Below are 18,873 nucleotides of genomic sequence, written 5' to 3'. Positions count from 1 at the left end.
TCATTCCCGTTGGTTCACGTCGATCGTCGACGGCAATTCGCGCCAGGTCAGGTAGACACGCAGGTCGAATTCCCGCTGGTGGTAGTCCGGCAGCATATACGTGCACAGCTGGTAGAACGCCTTGTTGTGATCGATTTCCTTCAGGTGCGCCAGTTCGTGCACCACGATCATCTGCAGGAATTCCGGCGCGGCGGCCTTGAACAGGCTGGCCACGCGGATTTCCTTCTTCGCCTTGAGCCTGCCGCCCTGCACGCGCGAGATCGCGGTGTGCAGGCCCAGCGCGTTGCGCAACACGTCGAGCTTGCTGTCGTACAGCACCTTGTCGATGGCCGGCGCGTTCTTCAGGTGCTGCTGTTTCAGCGATGCCACGTAGGCATACAGCGCCTTGTCGCTCTGCACCTCATGGCGCCCCGGGTAGCACTTGGCCAGGTGCTCGCCCAGGCGCTCCTGCGCGATCAACTCGCGCACCTTGTCCTGCAAGGTGGCGGGGTAGGCCTGGAGGTATTTGAGCGGAATCACGCGGGGTATTCTCGCACTGCACCGCTGCCATGCGTTTCGACAAGCCGATGGAGGCATCCCATGCACCACAGCCGACTCTGCGCCATCGTCATCGACTGCCACGTCGACGAACTCGCACCCGTCGTCGATTTCTGGAGCCGGGCGCTGGGCAAGCCGATCGCCAGCATCGACCAGGACGGCGACGGCAAATACGCGGAGCTGCAGACCGCCGCGGACGAACCGATCATCCTGCTGCAGAAGGTCGACCATGCCAGCCGCGTGCACCTGGACATCGAGACCGACGACCTCGACGCCGAGGTGGCGCGGCTGGAGCAGCTGGGCGCGCGCCGCATCGCGTTCGTGCGCGGGCGCTGGTGGGTGCTGGAGGCGCCCAGTGGACATCGTTTCTGCGTGGTGCAGCGGCAGCGCGAGGTGTTCGGGCCGCACCTCAACCACTGGGATTGACGTGTCGTCGCCGGCGCGCCGACGCGACGGCACGCGCCGGGCGCGTCAGCCGAGCCACCAGCCCAGCCAGGTGGCCGCCAGCACCACGGCCAGGCCCAGCAGCACCGGCCGCGCATAGTCGCGACCGCCGCTCGTCCGGGCAATCACCGCCTTGGACAGGCTGTTGCTGGTCAGCGCGATCAGGATCGGCACCGCGGTGGCCGCGGGCTCGATCCTGCCTGCGGCGGCCAGCGAAGCCACCGATACCGCCGCGGCATGCGTGTCGGCGAAGCCGGCCACGCCGGTGGCGATAGCCAGCCCGCGGTCGCCCAGCCAGACGCGCATCGCGGCCGACGCCAGCAGCACCACGGCGATCATCAGCCCGAGCAGCAGCGACGCCCTGACGCTGAACACCACGCTGCCTTGCACCGGGTCCGCCGCGCTCAGGTGCAGGCCCTTCCACGTCCACAACACGCCGTACACCGCCGCGGTCACGCCACCGCAAGCCAGCGGCACGGCGAGCACGCGCAGCGTCGCCAGGTCGGTGACCGCCAGTACCGCCGCCATCTGCACAAAGGTGGCCACGGTCGACAGCACCGCCGCCGCGACCGCCGACCGCCGCAGCGCCGGCAAGCTGCGCGCCTGCGAGCCCATCACGCCGATGGTGGCCACGCTGGACACGAAGCCGGAGAGCAACCCGGCCAGCGGCAGGCCGACGCGGCTGCCCACCAGCCGCAGCAGTGTGTGGGCGGCTGCACCGATCGACATGATCAGTATCACGATCAGCCACAGCGCGCGCGGGTTGATCGCGTCGAACGGGCCGAGTGGGCGATCAGGCACCAGCGGCAACACCAGCAGCGTGGCGGCGGCCAGCACCAGCAGGTTGTTCAGCTCCTCCGCGGTCAGCACGCCGCGCACGAAGTGATGCATCGGCTCGCGCGCCGCCAGCAGGATGGTCACCGCCACCGCCAGCCCGGCGGCCAGTGGCGCCTGGTGGATGGCTACCGCGCCGAGTATCAGGCACAGCAGCAGGCTGACCTCGGTGGTCAGGCCGCGATCGCTGCCGGTATCGCGCGCATAGGCAATTGCCAGCAGCGCCGCCACCGCAGCCAGTGCCAGCAGCAGCATCGTGATGCCGAAGCTCGCGCCGACCGCCCCCAGCAGCGCCACCACGGCGAACGTGCGGATGCCGGCAACCGCGTCGCCGTCGCCGCCCTTGCGCCGCTCGCGCTCGGCGCCGATCAGCAAGCCGATGCCCAGCGCGACCGCGAAGCCGGTCCAGGAAAGAACGACATCCATCAAGCCACACTCATGACGCGCCACGGCCGCATTCCGGCCACGGCGCGATCATGCCGGAGCCCTCGCGGAAAGTCGCGCGCGCGGGTGCGGCCACCGTCGCCGCCCCGGCCCGCCCAGCCGTCGGCCGAGCGGGCCGGGGCGCCGCCGGAATCGCCTGCCGTCAGATGTCGAAGCGGTAGCTCAGCTTGACCAGCAGCTGTTCGTCGTCGCGCAGCGCGAAACTGCGGTCGAAGACGTCGCTGGTGCGGCGCGCATAGCCATCCATCGCGTAGCCGCCGCGACCGTAGACCACGTACAGGTACGACAGCGGCGCCAGCTCGTAGCGGTAGCGGATCTGCAGGCCGAGGTTGCGCACGCCGAAACCGTCGACCGGCTCGTTGCTGGCCACGGCGCGACCGTTGGCCTGCACGCGGTAGCCGCCGCGCACACCTGCGTCCAGCCCGATCGCCTGCAGCTTCACCCGCAGCTCCTGGCGGCTGTCGATGCTCCAGTCGAAACCGGCGTCCAGCTGCAGCGTGTGCTCGTCATACCGGCCGATGAGGTTGTCGTGCTGCCACACCAGCCAGTCCGGCAGGTGCTCGTAGTACGGGCCGGCGTAGACGCTGAACGCGTCGCTGACGAAGTAGGTCGGGATGAACTTGACGTCGTAACCCAACTGCCGGTTGCCGCCGAGCCCGCCGCTGACGACCTCCGCGTCCAGCTTGAACGCCCAGTCGCCGTGGCGCGGGCTGATCCGTTCGTAGACCAGGTCCAGCGACGGCGGCAGGAACAACGCGCCGTTGCCGCGGGTGAGCAGGTCGTCCCAGCCGGCGCTGTTGACGTTGAGCTGCACCATTTCGGTGGCGCCGTTGCGCAGGTCGCTGTTGCGGCGCAGGCGCAACTGGCGACGCAGGCGCAGGCCGTGGTCGTTGTCCAGGACGTCGATGCGGAAGCGCCACTCGTGCGAGCTGTAGGCGGAGCCGGCCGGCAGCGCGGTGTTGCGCTTGCGCACTTCCCAATGGCCGTAGTTGAAGTTGTTGCGCTCCAGGTAGCCGAAGTCGTTGACCTGAAGCCGGTCGCCGAAATGCATGCCCAGCCACTGCTGGCGCCAGCCGTCGCCCATCTCGTAATCCGCGATGACGGTGCCGCCGCTGTCGCGCGTGTGCGTGCCCGACTGCAGGATGTCGCTGCCGACCACGTTGGTGGCGATGGTCAGCTGCGGCGTCGGCCGCCAGTGATGGTCCACGCCGAGCACGCTGGCCTCGCGGTCCAGCCACGGGCGGTCGACCCGGGTCAGCAGCATGCCCAGGCTCTGGTCACCGAAATCGTGGATGACCCGCGCGGCACCGAAGAAGCGCCCCGCCGCGCCATCCTCGTCGGCGGCCAGCACGCCGTAGCTGGTGGTGCCGAAGCTGCCGTTGAGCTTCACCGCGGCGTTGATGTCGGCCGCACCGAGACCGTCATCGGACGGTCCGCCGACACGTCGCGTATAGACCAGCTGGCTGTAGTCGTCGAGCAGGCTGAAGTCGAAGATGCCCTGGTTCTCGGTGAAGAACGGCCGCTTGTCCCTGACGTAGGTTTCGGTGGCGCTGAAGTTCACCACCAGGTCGTCGCTCTCGACCTGGCCGAAGTCCGGGTGCAGCGCGGCGGTGAGCTGGAACTGGCCGCTCGGCTTCCACAACAGGTCGGCGCCTTCCTGGAAGTGGCTGCGGCCGCGCACGTTGTCGTACAGGCCGGACACGTACGGCGTCACCGCCAGCAGCGACTGGCTGTACTGCGGCACCTCGACCTTGCCGAACTCGGACAGGAAACGCGGCAGCGTGAAACTGGCCGCCGGCCACGAGTCGCGCTCGCCGGTCGAGCCGGTCACCCGGTCGAGGTAGACGCCCAGCATGCGCCTGCCGTCGCGCGCCGTGTGCATCGGCGCGATGTACCACGGGATCAGGATCTCCACCGTCCAGCCTTCGGCATCCTCGCTCACCGCATGCCGCCAGTTGCCGTCCCAGTCCTTGTTGAACTTGTTCTCGTTGATGACCACGGCATCGTTGATGCCGCCGGTCGAGCTCACCACGAAGTCGTAGCCGGTGCGTCCGTCGCCGTTGAAGTCGACCATCACGTTGACCCGGTCGACCTGGTCCTCGAAGTCACGCTGCACGCGCTGGTGCGTACGCGGCACGCCGGGCGGCTGCACGCAGCGGAACGCCACCGCCAGCCCCTTCGGCGTGGCCAGAATCCAGGCCTCGGTCGGCAGCGAGCCCGGCTTGCCGGTGAGCGGCTGGGTCTGGCGGAAGTCGGTGATGTGTCGTGCGCCCTTCCACTCGTCCGCGCCGAGGTGGCCGTCGATGTCGACGGCCAGTGCCGGTGTCGACAGTGCGGCCAGGGTAACGAACAGCAGGCATGCCAGGCGCATGTTGAAAAATTTCCACGGGGAGGCGGCGCGGAGGCGCCGTGGAGGCGATGGAATCGCCACGTCGGGTGGCGCACAGCTTGCCGCCTGCGCGCCGCCGCCTCGACCGCCACAAGTCACGCCATGACTTGTGGCAGGCGCCCCATCGTGCGCTGGCGCCGCCCGCTCAGCGGCGCCGGCGGCGCCCCCACCATGCATGGCGCAGCAGCATCGCCAGCACGATGACGGCGGCGAACGCGCCGTAGCCGTACAGCGCCGGCAACACCTGCTGCCAGATCGCGCCACTGGCGCGGCCGAAGCCATCGACCGTGGGCAACTCGACCGTGTCGAAACCGAGCATCGCGCACTGCACCGCGGTGATCAGCGCCAGCAGCAGGGCAGCAACATCGAAGATGCACCGGCCGGACGTGCGCGGCAGGCTCTTCGGGTACGCCCAGTAGCCCCAGCACAGGATCAGCAGCAGCGGCGCAAGCAGCAGGATGGCGAGGTAGCGCATCGGTCGATCACCCGCAAAGTGTGGCGCCGCGCATCAGGCCTGCGCGGCGAGTTGGTCCAGCGCCGCGCGCAACTGCGCCAGCGCTTCATCGCGCGCCTGCTCGTCGCGGTAATCGGGCGTGCTGGCGACCGTCTCGCCGTCCAGCTCCAGGCTCATGCCCTGCGCCCGAAGCTGCAACACGGCTGCCACGGCGCCCAATGCCCCGAGCCGCTTCTGCAGCGCACCGGCCGCCTTCGGGTCGGCGAACGGCCTGGACAGCAGCAACTCCTCGCCATCGGCGGAGAACAGTCGGAAGCGGAAGCTGCCGTCGGCGTCGCGGAAGCTGGCGAAGCGCGGCGCCTTGTCGGGTTTCGCCGCCGCGGCCGCCTGCCCGGCGCGCACCGGCGCGGTGGTCATCGCGCGCAGGCCCAGCACTTCGCGCAGCGCGGCCAGCTTCGGCGTGGCGATCGCCCGTGCCTTCTGCGCGCCCTGGCGCAGAATCGCCTCGATCGCGGCCGGGTCGGCCATCAGCGCCTCGTAGCGTTCGCGCATCGGCGCCACGTCGGCCTCGATGCGCTCGTACAGCGCCTGCTTCGCCTCGCCCCAGCCGATGCCGCCGAGCAACGCCTGGCGGAACGCCGCGGTCTCGGCCTCGCCAGCGAACGCGCGGAACAGGGTGAACAGCGCGGAGGCGTCCGGATCCTTCGGCTCGCCGGGCGCGCGCGAGTCGGTGACGATGCGCATGATCGTCTCGCGCAATTGCTTCTTGCCGCCGGCGAACAGCGGGATGGTGTTGTCGTAGCTCTTCGACATCTTGCGACCGTCCAGCCCCGGCAGGGTCGCCACCTGCTCCTCGATCAGCGCCTCCGGCAGCACGAAGAACTCGTGCCCATGCAGGTGGTTGAAACGCTGGCCGAGGTCGCGCGCCATCTCGATGTGCTGGATCTGGTCGCGCCCCACCGGCACCTGGCTGGCGTCGAACGCCAGGATATCGGCCGCCATCAGCACCGGGTACATGTACAGCCCGGCGGTGATGCCGGCATCCGGGTCCTCGCCCGCCGCGGTGTTCTTGTCCACCGCGGCCTTGTACGCGTGCGCGCGGTTGAGCATGCCCTTCGACGCGATGCAGGTGAGGAACCAGGTCAGCTCCGGAATTTCGGGGATGTCCGACTGGCGGTAGAAGGTGACCCGCTGCGGGTCGAGCCCGGCGGCCAGCCAACTGGCGGCGATCTCCAGCCGCGAGCGCTCGATCCGCGCGGCGTCGTCGCTCTTGATCAGCGCGTGGTAGTCGGCGAGGAAGAAGAACGCATCCACGTCGTCGCGCCGGCTGGCTTCGACCGCCGGGCGAATCGCGCCCACGTAATTGCCCAGATGCGGGGTGCCGGTGGTGGTGATGCCGGTGAGGACTCGGGTGTTCATGCTGCGCCGCGCAGGTAAAAGCGCAGTCTACGACATACGGCGAAACCGCTCGACCGGCCGGGCCGCCGCCCTTGCCAAAAAATCCCGTGATCCGGTACGGCTTCCGTCGACCCACGACCGCGGCAGGGAGACCGAAGCTCATGAGACGCCAGGTTCAGCGAGGGGTGAACTGCGCTTCGACGCGACCCGACAGGTTGCGTCGAACGGCCTCGATCCGCCTCAGCGGATCAGCGTGGATTTGCCGAACAGCGATTCGACCAGGTCCACCGCCAGCTTCGCGGTCTGGTTGCGCTTGTCGAAGGCCGGGTTCAGTTCGACGATGTCCAGCGACCCCACCCGGCCGGTATCGGCGAGCATTTCCATGCACAGTTGCGCCTCGCGGTAATCCGGCCCGCCGCGCACGGTGGTGCCCACGCCCGGCGCGATGCTGGGGTCGAGGAAGTCGACGTCGAAGCTCACGTGCAGGTGGGTGTTCTCGTCGATTCCGGCCAGCGCCTCTTCCATCACGCGCTTCATGCCGATCTCGTCGATGTGGCGCATGTCGTGCACCTGCATGTGCGCCTCGCGCACCAGCCGCTTCTCGCCCTCGTCGACCGAACGGATGCCGACGTAGCGGAACACGTCCGGCGTGGTCGCCGGCACGCTGCCGCCCAGGTCGATCAGCCCGGCCGGGCCGATGCCGCACAGGCAGGCCACCGGCATGCCATGGATGTTGCCGGTGGGCGTGGCCTGCGCCGTGTTGAAGTCGGTGTGCGCATCCAGCCACAGCACGCGCAACTGCTTGCCTTCGTCGTGGCAATGACGCGCCACCGCCGAGATCGAGCCGATCGCCAGGCAGTGGTCGCCGCCGAGCATGATCGGCAGGCGGCCTGCCTGAAGCTCCTGGTGAACAGCCGTATGGACGGCCGTATTCCAGGCCACCACCTCGTCCAGATGCCGGTAGCCGTGCTCAGGCGGCAGCCACGGATTGAGCGGCCCCTGCAGGTTGCCGCGGTCGATCACCTTCAGTCCGCGGCGCTCCAGCTTCGCCGCCAGGTTGGCTACCCGCAGCGCTTCCGGCCCCATCGCGGCACCCCGATGGCCGGCGCCGATGTCGGTCGGCACGCCGATCAATGAAACAGTCTGATTGCCCATGATCCGTGTCTACCTGCCATGCATCGCGGCGGCCGCGCGGCCTGGGCCATCGCACGCCTCCGACGTCGGAACGACAGCCGGCGAAGGGGCGTTCCGCCACCATCCCGAACGAGTCACCGCCGTCCCAGTGAGAAGGGTACTCGCGACACGAACCGTCGCGAACGAGCCGAAAGTCTACCGGAACAGGCCCGCCGACGCCCGGACCGGCACGGCCGCACCGGCAAGATGCCTGTCGATGGTCGCCCCCATGGCGTTCCACTCAACGCCGCTGCCGGCTCGCGCCGTAATCGCAGCTGCCGGTGCGCCGGCCGGCGTAGGCCATGTCCATCACCACGCTTTGGCCGCCCATGTTGCTGTTCGCGTGGACGCTGCCCCGGATGTCGTCGTTGGGCAGCAGCTCGAAGCGCGCATAGCCGGTCATCGTCGGCGGATTTCCGCCGCAAACCAGGTGGTAGCTGATGACGCTGCCGAGCTGCCGGTAGTCGCTGACCACGCACTTCTGCTGATGCTGCAGCATGGCGCGCATGTCATGGTCCGTGGAGGCGCACACCTCCTGCGTGGTCGTGCGCGCCGGCAAGTCGCCCGCGCCCGATACCTGCATCTTCATGGTGACCGTCATCGTCATCATGTTGCCGGAACCCGACTGCGCCAGCGCCATGGTGGTCCATAAGGCGAACGCGCCCAGGCCGAAGCGGCGCAAGATGGACGAAACGTGCATGGGCATCCTCCGGCTCGATCTGGAAAGGCGCCGCCGCCGGGCCGATGCACGACCGCGGCGATCGCATCCGTTGCATCCACGCTGGCTGCCCGAACCGGCACGCTCGTCGGTCAGCGGCATCCCGTATGGCGACTTCGTGCCAACTCGTCCTCGCGGCGCGATCGCGCGCCCGGATTCCACGACACCAGATCCCCGGCATTCCGGGGCGGTGAGGCGGCGGGCTTGGCATCCCGAATGATTTTCCCCAGCAGCATCCCTGCAAACAGCGACACTCCACGCCAGAAGGCGGAATGCGCAAGAAGCGTTTGCATGTCGATCACCCCGAGCTGCCCCTGCGCAGCCGTCGAGTGGATCGTAGCAAGCTTTCATGTGGCGTGCATGCCCAACGCCGGCCATGGGGCCGTTGGCAAACCGACCGTCGACGGCCGGCGTAGTGCACACGATCGAGACCCCGCAAGCACGCCACGACATGGCACGCCGATCATGCCTCGCAGCGAAGTGCGCGGCCGCTGGCGCGACAGCACGCCCGGGAGTGCGGCAGGCCGGTGGCGTCAGGCCGCGACGCGCTGCGGGCTGGCGACCCCCGCATAGTGCGCCAGGGTGATGGTGAACTCCGCACAGGCCATCTCGACACTGACCGTGCGGCCAGAATTGGCGTGCTCTTCCCGCGCCAGTCCGCGCGCCAGCCGGATCGCATGCGTGAAGCGCAGCTTGTCGTACAGCACGGCCTCCCCGCTGCAGATGCGCCACAAGCCATGGCGGCTTTCCTTGATCGACAGAACCATGCGCATCGCTGCACTCCCGGACAGAGGAATCGCCCGGAGCCCCACCCGAGCCCCCTTGCCGACGGGTGATGCTGTGCCTCCGGTCTTTGCCCAGTCTGCATCGCGCAGCCCGCTGCGTATGTCGGCGCGCACCTAGGGCTGGCGTACGCAAACGGCCCGGAGAGAGCCCCGGCCCCGGCCGGCTCCGTGCTTTCGCCGCTCCGCTCAGCCAGCCTGGCAAAGACTCTGTTGTTCCGGATGCGGTACCCGGCCGTACCGGGCGAGGATGATCGGTTCCGAGTACTCGCCGCGGTCGATGTCGGCCGCCTGTGCGTAAACCAGCACGCCCTCACGTTGTCTGGCCAGCATTTCACCGCGCGTGCGCGCCAGCTGCTCCATGCCGTGAAGAATCGGTTTGTCCGCGACGACGTCGCCGTCCACCTCGTGAAAGCCCTGCACCACGTAAAGCGTACCCATGATGTGCCCTCGCGCATGCCCCCGGCCATGCGACGGTGAACAGGCGGAAGTAGAGAGATCGCGATGGTTTCGTTAAGACCGGGTTGAAGCGTTCAGCCTGGGGCGGGCGCTCGTCGCGGTGCCACCGACCGCGGAGAAAAATACGGGCGAGTGGCCAGGCGGATGGCTGGAAGCTGGTGCCGGCAGCAGGAGTCGAACCCGCGACCTACTGATTACAAATCAGTTGCTCTACCAACTGAGCTATGCCGGCGAAGGCGATGGATTCTAGCAGGGCACATCACGGCGCGTGTTCAGAAGCAGCCGGTGTCGTGTGCGTCGATGCCGGCGGTGCGGACACGGCTGCGCCAGTCGAAATTGCCGCCGTCGGCGACCACCAGATCCAGCCAGTATTCGGGCACGCTCTCGCTGCGCTCGCTCATGCGGGCGGGAAAGCCGGCCGCAGTGACTTCGTCGCGGCGTTTGCGCGCATTCGCCGGGTCCTTGAACAGGCCCAGCGAGATCGTGTTGGGCTGGTCGCCGGAGCTGACCACGAAGTAGTCGTCGATATTGCGCGCCGCCAGCTGGCGCGCCACCGCCAGCGCCTGCACGCGGCTGCCGGCGGCCGGCAGGTAGACCCACCAGCCGCTGGTCTGGCTGGCCTGTTCCTGGCGCGAACGCATTCGCGTGGCCTGCGCGGACAGCGCCTGGCGCGCATTGCGCAGGTCCTGCGGGGTGGCGAACGGACCCAGCGCCAGGCAGCTGTAAACGAGATTGCGCGGTGGCGTCACCGTCGGAGGCACGGCTGCCGACGCCGTCGCTGCCGGGCCGGACTCGGGCAGTTCCGACAGCAGGCGCAGTTCCGCCACGCCGGGGTCGCTGGGCATGCCGCCGCGGGCATACGGCTGCCCCAGCAGCAGCCAGGCGCCCACCGCGATGTTCAGCGCGGTCAACAACACGAACAGCAGACGCAGGAACATCGAACCCCCATCAACCGGCAGCGGGCACCATTCTAGACGGACGGCCCGGGCGTCATGACGCATTGGCCCACACGGCAAGGCCGCGCAGCACGCTGTCCGGACTCAGCCGGGCCGGCAGTGACAGCAGCGGCAGCAGCGATGCGGCATCGCCGCCGCCGAGGATCAGCTGCGGCGTCGCGCCCAGCCGCGCCGTGGCCCGGGTCGCGAAGCGTTCGACCAGCGCGGCCGCCGCGTGCCAGCAACCCGAAGCCACCGCGTCCGCGGTGTTGTCGGCCAGCTCCACGACCACACCCGGCCGCTCCGGCCGCACCTGCGCGGTGGCACCCAGCAGCGACTGCTGCATCAGCGCCGGGCCTGGCGCGATCAGGCCGCCCAGGTGCCGGCCATCGGCCGCCAGCGCATCCAGCGTGAGCGCGGTACCGACGCCGGCCAGCACGCACGGCGCGTGGCCGTCGGCATGCGCCGCCACCATCGCCAGGAACCGGTCCACGCCGAGCCGCTGCGGCTCGGCGTACGCGTTGTGCACACCGCAGGCATGCGCCGGCGTGCGCAGCCAGGTCGGCGCGCAATCGAACAGGCGCTGCGCCACGGCTTCCACCTGCGCTTCGCGCGCGGCATCGACGACCGACGCCGCAAGCACCCGCGCCGGCCGCGGCAAGCCGGCCCAGGCCGATGCCAGCGCGGCCGCCGGATGATCCTGCCAGTCCACCGCACCGCGTGCCAGCCAGCCTTCCGGCTGCGCCTGCAGCGCCCACTTCAGCCGCGTGTTGCCGAGGTCGAGCAGCAGCCTCATGCGCGGCGCACCGTGACGTCCGCGCTGTCGATCCGGCGCATGCTGCCATCGGCCATGCGCACCTGCAGCGCGCCGCGCCCGTCCACGCCAGCGCCCACGCCGTCGAACACGCCCGGTGCCCCACTCAGCTGCAGCGGCTGGTCGCGCAGCAGGTCGTGGCGCGCGTAGTCATCGACGAACGCGGCGAAGCCCTCGCGCTCGAACTGCCGCAGTCCCTCGACCAGCACCTGGACCAGCGCCGCCGCGGCGCGGTTGCGGTCCGGCGGCGTGCCGCCGGCCAGGGTGGCCAGGTCGCAGGCCGGCTGCCCGGCCTGTTCGCGCAGTGCCGGCGTCAGTCGCAGGTTGAGACCAATGCCGATGATCGCCGCGCACGGCCCCTGGTATTCGCCGCTCAGCTCGACCAGGATGCCGCCCAGTTTGCCGCCGGCCCGGTCGCCGCCGACGGCGAGCACGTCGTTCGGCCACTTCAGCCCGGCTCCGGCGATGCCCAGCTGCTCCAGCGCGCGCAGCACCATCACGCCGACCGCCAGCGACAATCCGCTCAACGCGGCACACCCGGACTCGAAACGCTTGAGGCAGGACAGGTACAGGTTCAGCCCGGGCGGCGACAGCCACGTGCGTCCACGCCGGCCGCGCCCGGCTCGCTGGGTCTCGGCCAGCACGATGCTGAAGTCCTTCGCCGCGTTGCCACGACGCTGCAGTTCGCTGGAGGTGGAATCGAGTTCCCAGTGCACCTCCAGCGCCCCCAGCGAGCGCGCCAGCGGCGTCGGCAGGGCGGCGCGGATCCGCTTCGCATCCAGCATCTGCAACGGCCAGGGCAGGCGATAACCCGTGGTGCCGCGCGCCTCGATCGGCACGCCACGGGCGCGCAGGGCCTCGACCTGCTTCCAGATTGCCGCGCGGGTCACCCCGGTCCGCGCGGCAAGGCCGGCACCGGACAGTGATTCACCTTCGGCGAGCAGGGCCAGCAATTCGGCCGGCTGCATCAGCAGGCCCCGGAAAGGGCTGCGGCGGCGCGGCGGCGGCAAAAGGAGGGATGGCGGGGCAGCTCAGGCATCGGCGGATTCTAGCCCGGCCGGCCGCCCCTGCGGCATCCCGCCGGCGGGTCGGCAGCACTGGTACGGCGTCGGTGTTTCTGAGACGATCAGGGCCCTCGCTTGAGGGTCAGGGAGTTCGATCGCCATGCGTGCCACCCATTGGCTTATCGGTTGCGCCTTGTGCATCGCCGGGCTCGGCGGCGCGGCGGCCACGAGTCTGGACGCCACCCAGGACCTGGACAGCTCCTCGCACGCCACGCTCGACAACGCCAGTTCCCATGACGGCAACAGCAGCGGTGGCGACGTGCTGGGGCTGGGCCGCGACTGCCCGCCGGCCAGCAGCAACGACAATACCGGTGGCAATGCCGGCAACGGCAGCACCCGCTCCGGCGGTGCTTCCTCTGCGCCGGCGCCGGCCCGCCGGCCGCATCTGGGCTGGCAATCGCTGCTGCCTGGCTCGATCCAGTAACGCTCGGCGTCATGCCGGGGCCATGGTGGCAATCGCTGCGGGCGCGTTTTGAACCGGCGCCGATTGCCGACCGACTGTGGCGACGCGCGCTGGCCGGCTGCCCGCTGGCACGCCGGCTCGACCCCGAACGGCAACTCCAACTGCGCCGGCTGTCCGCCCTGTTCCTCGCGCGCAAGCGCTTCCATGCCCTGGCCGGCGCCGTGCTGGACGACTACTGGCGCCTGCTGATCGCCATGCAGGCCTGCCTGCCGGCGTTGCAGCAAGGGGGCGCCAGCCTGCGCGGCTGGCATGAGGTGCTGATCTACCCGGGCGAATTCAAGGTGCGCCGCAGCCACCACGACGACCGCACCGGCGTGGTCACCGAAGGCGACGAGGTCCGCATCGGCGAGGCGTGGGAACGCGGCCCGCTGGTGCTGTCGCTGGCCGATGTGCAGCTGGACCTGGAGCAGCCGTGGGACGGCTACAACGTGGTCGTGCACGAGATGGCGCACAAGCTGGACATGCTCGACGGGCCGCCCGATGGCGTGCCGCCGCTGGTGGACATTCCGCGGCGGCGCTGGATCCAGCAATTCCAGCAGGCCTACGACCGCCTGGTCGCCACGCCGCCAGACCGCTGCAACAGCCCGATCGACCACTACGCCACCGAAAGCGCCGCCGAGTACTTTGCCGTGGTCAGCGAATTGCACTACTCGCAACCGGTGCTGCTGCGCGAGGCCGAGCCGGCGGTCGCCGAATTGCTGGAAGCCTACTACGGCCGCTCGCCCGCCGAAGGCCGCGAACCGGTGGGCTTCTGCCGCGCGCGCTGAGCGCTCCGCGGAGCCGGCTCAGCTTGCTGCCAGCCTCACGCTGAAGCGCGCGCCGCCTAATTCCGGCGAACGGTCGACCACCAGTTCGCCCTGATAGGCATGCACGATGTCCTGCACGATCGACAGGCCGATGCCGTGGCCCTGCACCCGCTCGTCGCCGCGCACGCCCCGCTGCAATACCTTCTCGATCTGGTCCTCGGCAATGCCCGGGCCGTCGTCTTCCACGCTCAGCCACAGGCCGGGGCGCTTGCGGCCGGATTGCGGCTGCATCTTCACCACCAGCAGCACGCGGTGGCCGGCCCACTTGAACGCGTTCTCCAGCAGGTTGCCCATCAGCTCCAGCAGGTCGCCCTGCTCGCCGTAGAACACCGCACCGTCCTCGATGTCGAATTCGCAGAGAACATTTTTGGCCGCGTAGACCTTCTCCAGGCCCTGCACCAGGTCCTCGGCATGGCCGGCGATCGGCACCGCGCTGGCGAAGGTCTGCCGGCCGGAGGTGGCGGCGCGCGACAGCTGGTAGGCGACCAGCTCGTTCATCCGCCGCACCTGGTCGAGCACGCTGGCGCGCCGCGCCGCCTCGTCGCCGGTGGTCGGCGACTCCAGCTGCGAGCGGATCACCGCCAGCGGCGTCTTCAGGCTGTGCGCCAGGTCGGCCAGGGTATGCCGGTAGCGCGTGCGCTGCTCGCGCTCGTTGGTGATGAACGCGTTGATGCGCTCGGTCAGGCCGGTCAGCTCCAGCGGGTACTGGCTGTCCAGCTGCTCGCTGTCGCCGCGTTCGACCCGGCTCATGTCGCTGGCCACCTTGCGCAGCGGAGTGAGGCTCCAGCGCAGCAGCAGCAGCTGCAGCACGATCAGCATCACGCCGAGGATCGACAGCCACACCACCAAGGTATGGCGGAACACCGCGTTCTCGCCCTCGAGCTGGTCCTCGGTTTGCGCCACCAGCACGGTGAGCCGCACCGATTTCCTGTCCACGGTGTCCAGCGCCACGCCGTAGCTGTAGTAGTACAGCCGGCCCATGTGGGTGTCGATCGGCCCCACGAACTGGCTCTGGCCCGGCTCCAGCGGCCTGAGGAAGGCGAAATCGCGGCCGATCGCCGACGACGATTCCCAGTGATAGCCGTGGTCGCCCAGCGCCACCGCATACAGGCCGGAACCCGGTCGCGAGAAGTTCGGGTTCGGCGAGGTTTCTGGCGGCAACAGCCTGCCGTACCGGTTGACGTCGGTACTGGTGATGTACGCGATGGCGAAATTCTCGAGCCGATCGTGCAGCGTGCGCAGCGCGCGCGCCTTGTTGGTCTGGGTCAGGGTCAGCCCGACCAGGCCGAGGAAGCCGGCCAGCACGAGCGTGGTGGCGATCGCCGCGCGTGCCGCCAGCGACAGCGGGCGGCGCGGCGACCCACGCTCATTCGTCGTCGCCGTCGGTGCGCGGGATGGCAAAGCGGTATCCGCGTCCACGTACCGTCTCGATGGGTTTGAGGGTGCCTTCCGGGTCGAGCTTGCGCCGCAGGCGGCCGATGAACACTTCCAGCACGTTGGAGTCGCGGTCGAAATCCTGCTGGTAGATGTGCTCGGTGAGGTCGGCCTTGGACACCAGCTCGCCGGCGTGCAGCATCAGGTACTCCAGCACCTTGTATTCGTAGCTGGTCAGGTCGACCGGCTTGCCTTCCACCATCACCGTCTGCGCGGTGGTGTCCAGCTTGATCATGCCGCAGGCCAGGATCGGCTTGGACCAGCCGCTGGCGCGGCGCACCAGCGCGTTGATGCGCGCCAGCAGTTCCTCGACGTGGAATGGCTTGACCAGGTAGTCGTCGGCACCGTACTTCAGCCCCTCGACCTTGTCCTGCCAGCTGCCGCGCGCGGTCAGGATCAGGATCGGATAGCGCTGGCCGTGCTCGCGCAGCGCCTTGACCAGCTCCATGCCCGACATCTTGGGCAGGCCCAGGTCGATGATCGCCAGGTCGAACGGCACCTCGCGGCCGAGGTAGATGCCCTCCTCGCCGTCCTGCGCGGCATCGACGGCGAAGCCGTCCCGTTTCAGGCGTGCCGCCAGCGTCTCGCGCAACGGCGCCTCGTCCTCCACCAGCAGGATGCGCATATCAGCGTTTCTCCTTGCGGCCCGCATTCTTGGCGGGCGAGTTCTTGGTTGATTGGGCAGATGACGGATTCTTGCCCGATTCTGAAGAGACCACCATCACCTTGACGTGACCGTCCGGGGTGAGCACCTTGATGCGGTATTCCTGCCGGCGCCCGACCCCCCGCTGCTCGGCCGACAATACCTTGCCGCCGGTCTCCTGCTGCACCTGGAGTACCGCCTGGTCCAGCGTCACCGTCGCCTCGGCCGACTGCGCCAGGGCCGACCCGAACACGCCGACGAACAGCGATATGAGCAGAGCCGGGATGAAGTTTTTGTGCGTCGTCATGCGTGAAGTTTCCAACCGGCCCTTGCCCAGGCGCCCAGCCTAGGCAGTCGGGCCTGAATACTGACCGGACGGGCGGCGGCTGTCACGCCGCCGCCGCGCAGGGCGCCATCGCCTGCTCCAGCAGCGCCCAGCCGGCGCCCGGCAGGTGTGCGCCTTCGCTGAGCGTGCGGCGGAACGCGCGCGCTCCCGGCTCACCCTGGTACAGGCCGAGCAGGTGCCGACTGATGTGTTTCAGCGCGGTGCCGCGCGCCAACTCGGCCTCCACGTAGGGACGCAGGCGCTGCAGCACATCTTCGCGGCGGGGCAGCGGCTCGTCGTGCAGCGCGTGTTCGAGCTGCGCCAGCAGGTACGGGTCGTGGTAGGCGGCGCGGCCCAGCATCACGCCGTCCAGCTGTGCCAGGTGCGAACGCACCTGGTCCACCGTGCTGATACCGCCGTTGATCACCACTACCAGCGGCGGAAACTCGCGCTTGAGCCGGTACACGCGCGCATAGTCCAGCGGCGGGACCTCGCGGTTCTCCTTCGGGCTGAGGCCTTTCAGCCAGGCCTTGCGCGCGTGCACCACCAGCACCTCGACGCCAGCCTCCAGCATCAGTTCGGTGAACTGCTGCAGGCCGGCGTAGTCGTCCTGGTCGTCCACGCCGATGCGGCACTTCACCGTCACCGGCACGCTTACCGCGTCGCGCATCGCCTTCACGCAGTCGGCGACCAGCGCCGGCTCGTACATCAGGCAGGCACCGAAGCGACCCGACTGCACGCGGTCGGACGGGCAGCCCACATTGAGGTTGATCTCGTCGTAACCCGCCTCCGCACCCAGGCGCGCCGCCTGCGCCAGTTCGTACGGCTCGCTGCCACCCAACTGCAGCGCCAGCGGATGCTCCTGCTGGCTGTGCTCGAGCAGGCGCAGCTGTTTGCCGCGCACCAGCGCCGCGCTGGTCACCATCTCGGTATACAGCCGCGCGCGCGGCGACAGCAGCCGGTGGAAGTAGCGGCAGTGCCGGTCGGTCCAGTCCATCATCGGCGCCACCGAAAGCTGCCAGGGCGGGGCGCGGTGGTGGTTTTCGGCCATATTCGGAACATCTCGGGGAGTTTCCGGGTGAATGCTACGTCACCCCGGCGTTTGCTCCTATGCCCGCGTGCTGCGCCGTGCCTACCCGTTCACCTTCGCGGCCTTCTTCACCGGTCTGGCCCGCGCCTTCTTCACCGCACTCGGCGCCGCCACGGCGGCGCCTGGCACCAGCACCGCCCCGGCCCCGGTCTGCAGGCCAAGCCTGGCCTGCAGCAACTGGCACAGCGAGTCGAACCGGCAGCAGCATTCGACATAGCTGCCGTTGTCACCGGTGACACCGAGCACCGCGTAGTGATGCCCTCCGCGCGGCGGCAGGGTGGCGGGTGCGCCGTTCGCCAACGGCCAGTCGAGCTGGCCGTTGCCGGCCACGCGCGCGGGAATCAACCAGTACTCGCCGGTGGCGTACACGCCACCCGGCTCGAAGGTGATCTGGACGCCGTCTTCCAGTGCCATCGGCGTGCCCTCGGCCACGGCCAGCACGCCTTGCGCATTCACCGCATCGCGCTGGTCCCAACGGCGCAGCAACGGATGCTGGCGCGGATCGCTGTCCAACGGCCATGGCACGATGTTCTTCGGCACGTTCAGGGTGACGCTGCCATTCGCCGGATCGATCGCGAGCACCTGCAGCAGCGGATACGCGCGCTGGCCCAGCGTGTAGCGGTCGTCGACCAGCTCCACCCAGTCGTTCGCCGCCAGCCCGAGCCGGGCATCGCGGCCGAGCCGGGCCAGCGTCACCGTCAGTGGTGCGCTGCCGTCGTCCGCCGTGGCGCCGAGATTGCTGCGGGTGACCGGGAACACCACCGAGCCGTTCTCGCGCGACCACTTGAAGCTGGCGGTGCCGGCCGGCCCACCCTGGTGGATTTCGACCCGGTACAGCTGGTTCTCCATGCCGCGGTAGCGCGCGTCGGCGGCGATCACGCAAGGATCGTCATCGGTCTCGTGGGGGCCCAGCTCGGCGCGCAGCCGCGGCGACGCATAGGTCGCGCGCGCATCGAGCAACTGGCGCACCAGCGCGCAGGGCGAGGCGTTGGCCTGGTCGCCGCCGTCGAGGCTCTTGCGCAGCGAGGCCACCTCGGCCAACTGCTGCTTGATCGCGGCGGCACTGGTCGGATTGTCCGCGGCTTGCTGACGCGTCTTCAACGCCGTGGTGACGTCGTCGAGCTGTTGCTGCGCCCGCGGTTGGTCGAGCATGCGCAACTGCCACACCACTTGCGCACGCGAGGCGGTGTCGACGCCGTCCAGCGCCGCATCGGCGATGCCCGGCGCTTCCACCGCGCACAGGTGCCGCTCCCACACGTCCAGCCACAACGCGTAGCCCTGCGGCGGGTTCTCGAAGCCGCTCTTGCCGTCGGCCACGCCGTAGTCAGGCGTGGGCGCGTACGGCTGTTGCGCCAGCGTGCAGGCAGCCTCGTTCACGCACAGGATGCCGTCGACGTAGAAGTGCCCCGGCGCCAGTTGCCAGTCGGCCAGCGGCAGCGGCTTGCTGCTGCCGTCCGCGTTGGTGACGCTGGCGGTGATGGCGAAGCCGCTGCCCGCGGCCCAGCACGGGCCGACCAGGTCGCGCACCAGGCTGCGCAGCAGCTGCAGCTGGATCTGCGCCTGTTCGTTCCAGTCCGCCTCCAGCAACACGCGGCCCTGCTGCTGGAACACCTGGCTGTAATGCCGGGTCGGATCGAAGCTGACGCGTGCGAAGTCGCCTTTCATGG

At 69.3% G+C, this 18,873-nt stretch carries 21 protein-coding genes and 1 tRNA gene; 3 read left to right on the top strand and 19 right to left on the bottom strand.

The window, feature by feature from the left end:
- On the bottom strand, positions 1-519 hold the full coding sequence (locus tag R2APBS1_RS02545) for a M48 metallopeptidase family protein (protein ID WP_015446751.1): 519 nt from the start codon (positions 517-519) through the stop codon (positions 1-3).
- Between the two features lie 60 nt (positions 520-579).
- On the opposite strand from R2APBS1_RS02545, the gene R2APBS1_RS02540 reads away from it, so the two are divergent.
- On the top strand, positions 580-963 hold the full coding sequence (locus R2APBS1_RS02540) for a VOC family protein (RefSeq protein ID WP_015446750.1): 384 nt from the start codon (positions 580-582) through the stop codon (positions 961-963).
- A 45-nt stretch (positions 964-1,008) separates the two neighbouring features.
- Here the strand turns inward: R2APBS1_RS02540 and R2APBS1_RS02535 are convergent, their stop codons facing one another.
- From R2APBS1_RS02535 to R2APBS1_RS02480, 13 genes are all read right to left on the bottom strand, one after another.
- Positions 1,009-2,241, bottom strand: coding sequence for an MgtC/SapB family protein (locus tag R2APBS1_RS02535; RefSeq protein WP_015446749.1), 1,233 nt, complete (start codon positions 2,239-2,241; stop codon positions 1,009-1,011).
- A gap of 160 nt (positions 2,242-2,401) precedes the next feature.
- Positions 2,402-4,630, bottom strand: a complete 2,229-nt coding sequence (locus R2APBS1_RS02530) for a DUF5916 domain-containing protein (protein WP_015446748.1) — start codon at positions 4,628-4,630, stop codon at positions 2,402-2,404.
- A gap of 163 nt (positions 4,631-4,793) precedes the next feature.
- Positions 4,794-5,123, bottom strand: coding sequence for a hypothetical protein (locus R2APBS1_RS02525; RefSeq protein WP_007512587.1), 330 nt, complete (start codon positions 5,121-5,123; stop codon positions 4,794-4,796).
- Positions 5,124-5,156: 33 nt separating this feature from the next.
- A complete protein-coding gene (locus R2APBS1_RS02520; protein WP_015446747.1) occupies positions 5,157-6,521 on the bottom strand; it encodes a tryptophan--tRNA ligase in 1,365 nt (454 codons plus the stop codon).
- A 219-nt stretch (positions 6,522-6,740) separates the two neighbouring features.
- Positions 6,741-7,655, bottom strand: coding sequence for an arginase (gene rocF, locus R2APBS1_RS02515; protein ID WP_015446746.1), 915 nt, complete (start codon positions 7,653-7,655; stop codon positions 6,741-6,743).
- Between the two features lie 259 nt (positions 7,656-7,914).
- Positions 7,915-8,373, bottom strand: coding sequence for a DUF3617 domain-containing protein (locus R2APBS1_RS02510; RefSeq protein WP_015446745.1), 459 nt, complete (start codon positions 8,371-8,373; stop codon positions 7,915-7,917).
- Between the two features lie 110 nt (positions 8,374-8,483).
- On the bottom strand, positions 8,484-8,684 hold the full coding sequence (locus R2APBS1_RS20000) for a hypothetical protein (RefSeq protein WP_157769693.1): 201 nt from the start codon (positions 8,682-8,684) through the stop codon (positions 8,484-8,486).
- A gap of 240 nt (positions 8,685-8,924) precedes the next feature.
- Positions 8,925-9,164, bottom strand: coding sequence for a hypothetical protein (locus tag R2APBS1_RS02505; RefSeq protein WP_015446744.1), 240 nt, complete (start codon positions 9,162-9,164; stop codon positions 8,925-8,927).
- A 198-nt stretch (positions 9,165-9,362) separates the two neighbouring features.
- Positions 9,363-9,614: a hypothetical protein gene (locus R2APBS1_RS02500; RefSeq protein WP_015446743.1), complete on the bottom strand. Its 252-nt coding sequence runs from the start codon at positions 9,612-9,614 to the stop codon at positions 9,363-9,365.
- Between the two features lie 174 nt (positions 9,615-9,788).
- Positions 9,789-9,864 (bottom strand) — tRNA-Thr (locus R2APBS1_RS02495).
- Between the two features lie 40 nt (positions 9,865-9,904).
- Entirely contained in the window at positions 9,905-10,570 is a 666-nt protein-coding gene (locus R2APBS1_RS02490; RefSeq protein WP_015446742.1) for an SPOR domain-containing protein, read from the bottom strand.
- A 52-nt stretch (positions 10,571-10,622) separates the two neighbouring features.
- Positions 10,623-11,363 carry a type III pantothenate kinase gene (locus R2APBS1_RS02485; protein ID WP_015446741.1) on the bottom strand — a complete coding sequence of 247 codons (741 nt, stop codon included), beginning with the start codon at positions 11,361-11,363 and terminating at the stop codon, positions 10,623-10,625.
- Positions 11,360-12,349, bottom strand: coding sequence for a biotin--[acetyl-CoA-carboxylase] ligase (locus R2APBS1_RS02480; RefSeq protein WP_015446740.1), 990 nt, complete (start codon positions 12,347-12,349; stop codon positions 11,360-11,362). The genes R2APBS1_RS02485 and R2APBS1_RS02480 overlap by 4 nt, the downstream gene beginning before the upstream one ends.
- Before the next feature lie 196 nt (positions 12,350-12,545).
- Here R2APBS1_RS02480 and R2APBS1_RS02475 point away from each other — a divergent pair, with 196 nt between their 5' ends.
- Both R2APBS1_RS02475 and R2APBS1_RS02470 read left to right on the top strand, forming a co-directional pair.
- Positions 12,546-12,869, top strand: coding sequence for a hypothetical protein (locus R2APBS1_RS02475; protein ID WP_015446739.1), 324 nt, complete (start codon positions 12,546-12,548; stop codon positions 12,867-12,869).
- Positions 12,870-12,880: 11 nt separating this feature from the next.
- Positions 12,881-13,675 carry a M90 family metallopeptidase gene (locus R2APBS1_RS02470; RefSeq protein WP_015446738.1) on the top strand — a complete coding sequence of 265 codons (795 nt, stop codon included), beginning with the start codon at positions 12,881-12,883 and terminating at the stop codon, positions 13,673-13,675.
- Positions 13,676-13,693: 18 nt separating this feature from the next.
- Here R2APBS1_RS02470 and R2APBS1_RS02465 read toward each other — a convergent pair whose 3' ends face one another.
- The 5 genes from R2APBS1_RS02465 to R2APBS1_RS02445 all read right to left on the bottom strand — a co-directional run bounded on the left by R2APBS1_RS02465 (position 13,694) and on the right by R2APBS1_RS02445 (position 18,871).
- Positions 13,694-15,115, bottom strand: coding sequence for an ATP-binding protein (locus R2APBS1_RS02465; RefSeq protein ID WP_007512608.1), 1,422 nt, complete (start codon positions 15,113-15,115; stop codon positions 13,694-13,696).
- A complete protein-coding gene (locus R2APBS1_RS02460) occupies positions 15,081-15,773 on the bottom strand; it encodes a response regulator transcription factor (protein ID WP_015446736.1) in 693 nt (230 codons plus the stop codon). The genes R2APBS1_RS02465 and R2APBS1_RS02460 overlap by 35 nt, the downstream gene beginning before the upstream one ends.
- Before the next feature lies 1 nt (position 15,774).
- A complete protein-coding gene (locus tag R2APBS1_RS02455; RefSeq protein WP_007512610.1) occupies positions 15,775-16,098 on the bottom strand; it encodes a PepSY domain-containing protein in 324 nt (107 codons plus the stop codon).
- 82 nt (positions 16,099-16,180) lie between these two features.
- On the bottom strand, positions 16,181-17,167 hold the full coding sequence (dusA, locus tag R2APBS1_RS02450) for a tRNA dihydrouridine(20/20a) synthase DusA (RefSeq protein WP_015446735.1): 987 nt from the start codon (positions 17,165-17,167) through the stop codon (positions 16,181-16,183).
- A gap of 81 nt (positions 17,168-17,248) precedes the next feature.
- Positions 17,249-18,871, bottom strand: coding sequence for a DUF6519 domain-containing protein (locus R2APBS1_RS02445; RefSeq protein ID WP_015446734.1), 1,623 nt, complete (start codon positions 18,869-18,871; stop codon positions 17,249-17,251).
- Positions 18,872-18,873 lie beyond the last annotated feature (2 nt).

Origin of the sequence: Rhodanobacter denitrificans, assembly GCF_000230695.2 — a bacterium.
Lineage (GTDB): Bacteria > Pseudomonadota > Gammaproteobacteria > Xanthomonadales > Rhodanobacteraceae > Rhodanobacter > Rhodanobacter denitrificans.
Note: the sequence above shows the minus strand (reverse complement) of the source record. Positions and strands in the feature narration are given on the sequence as shown.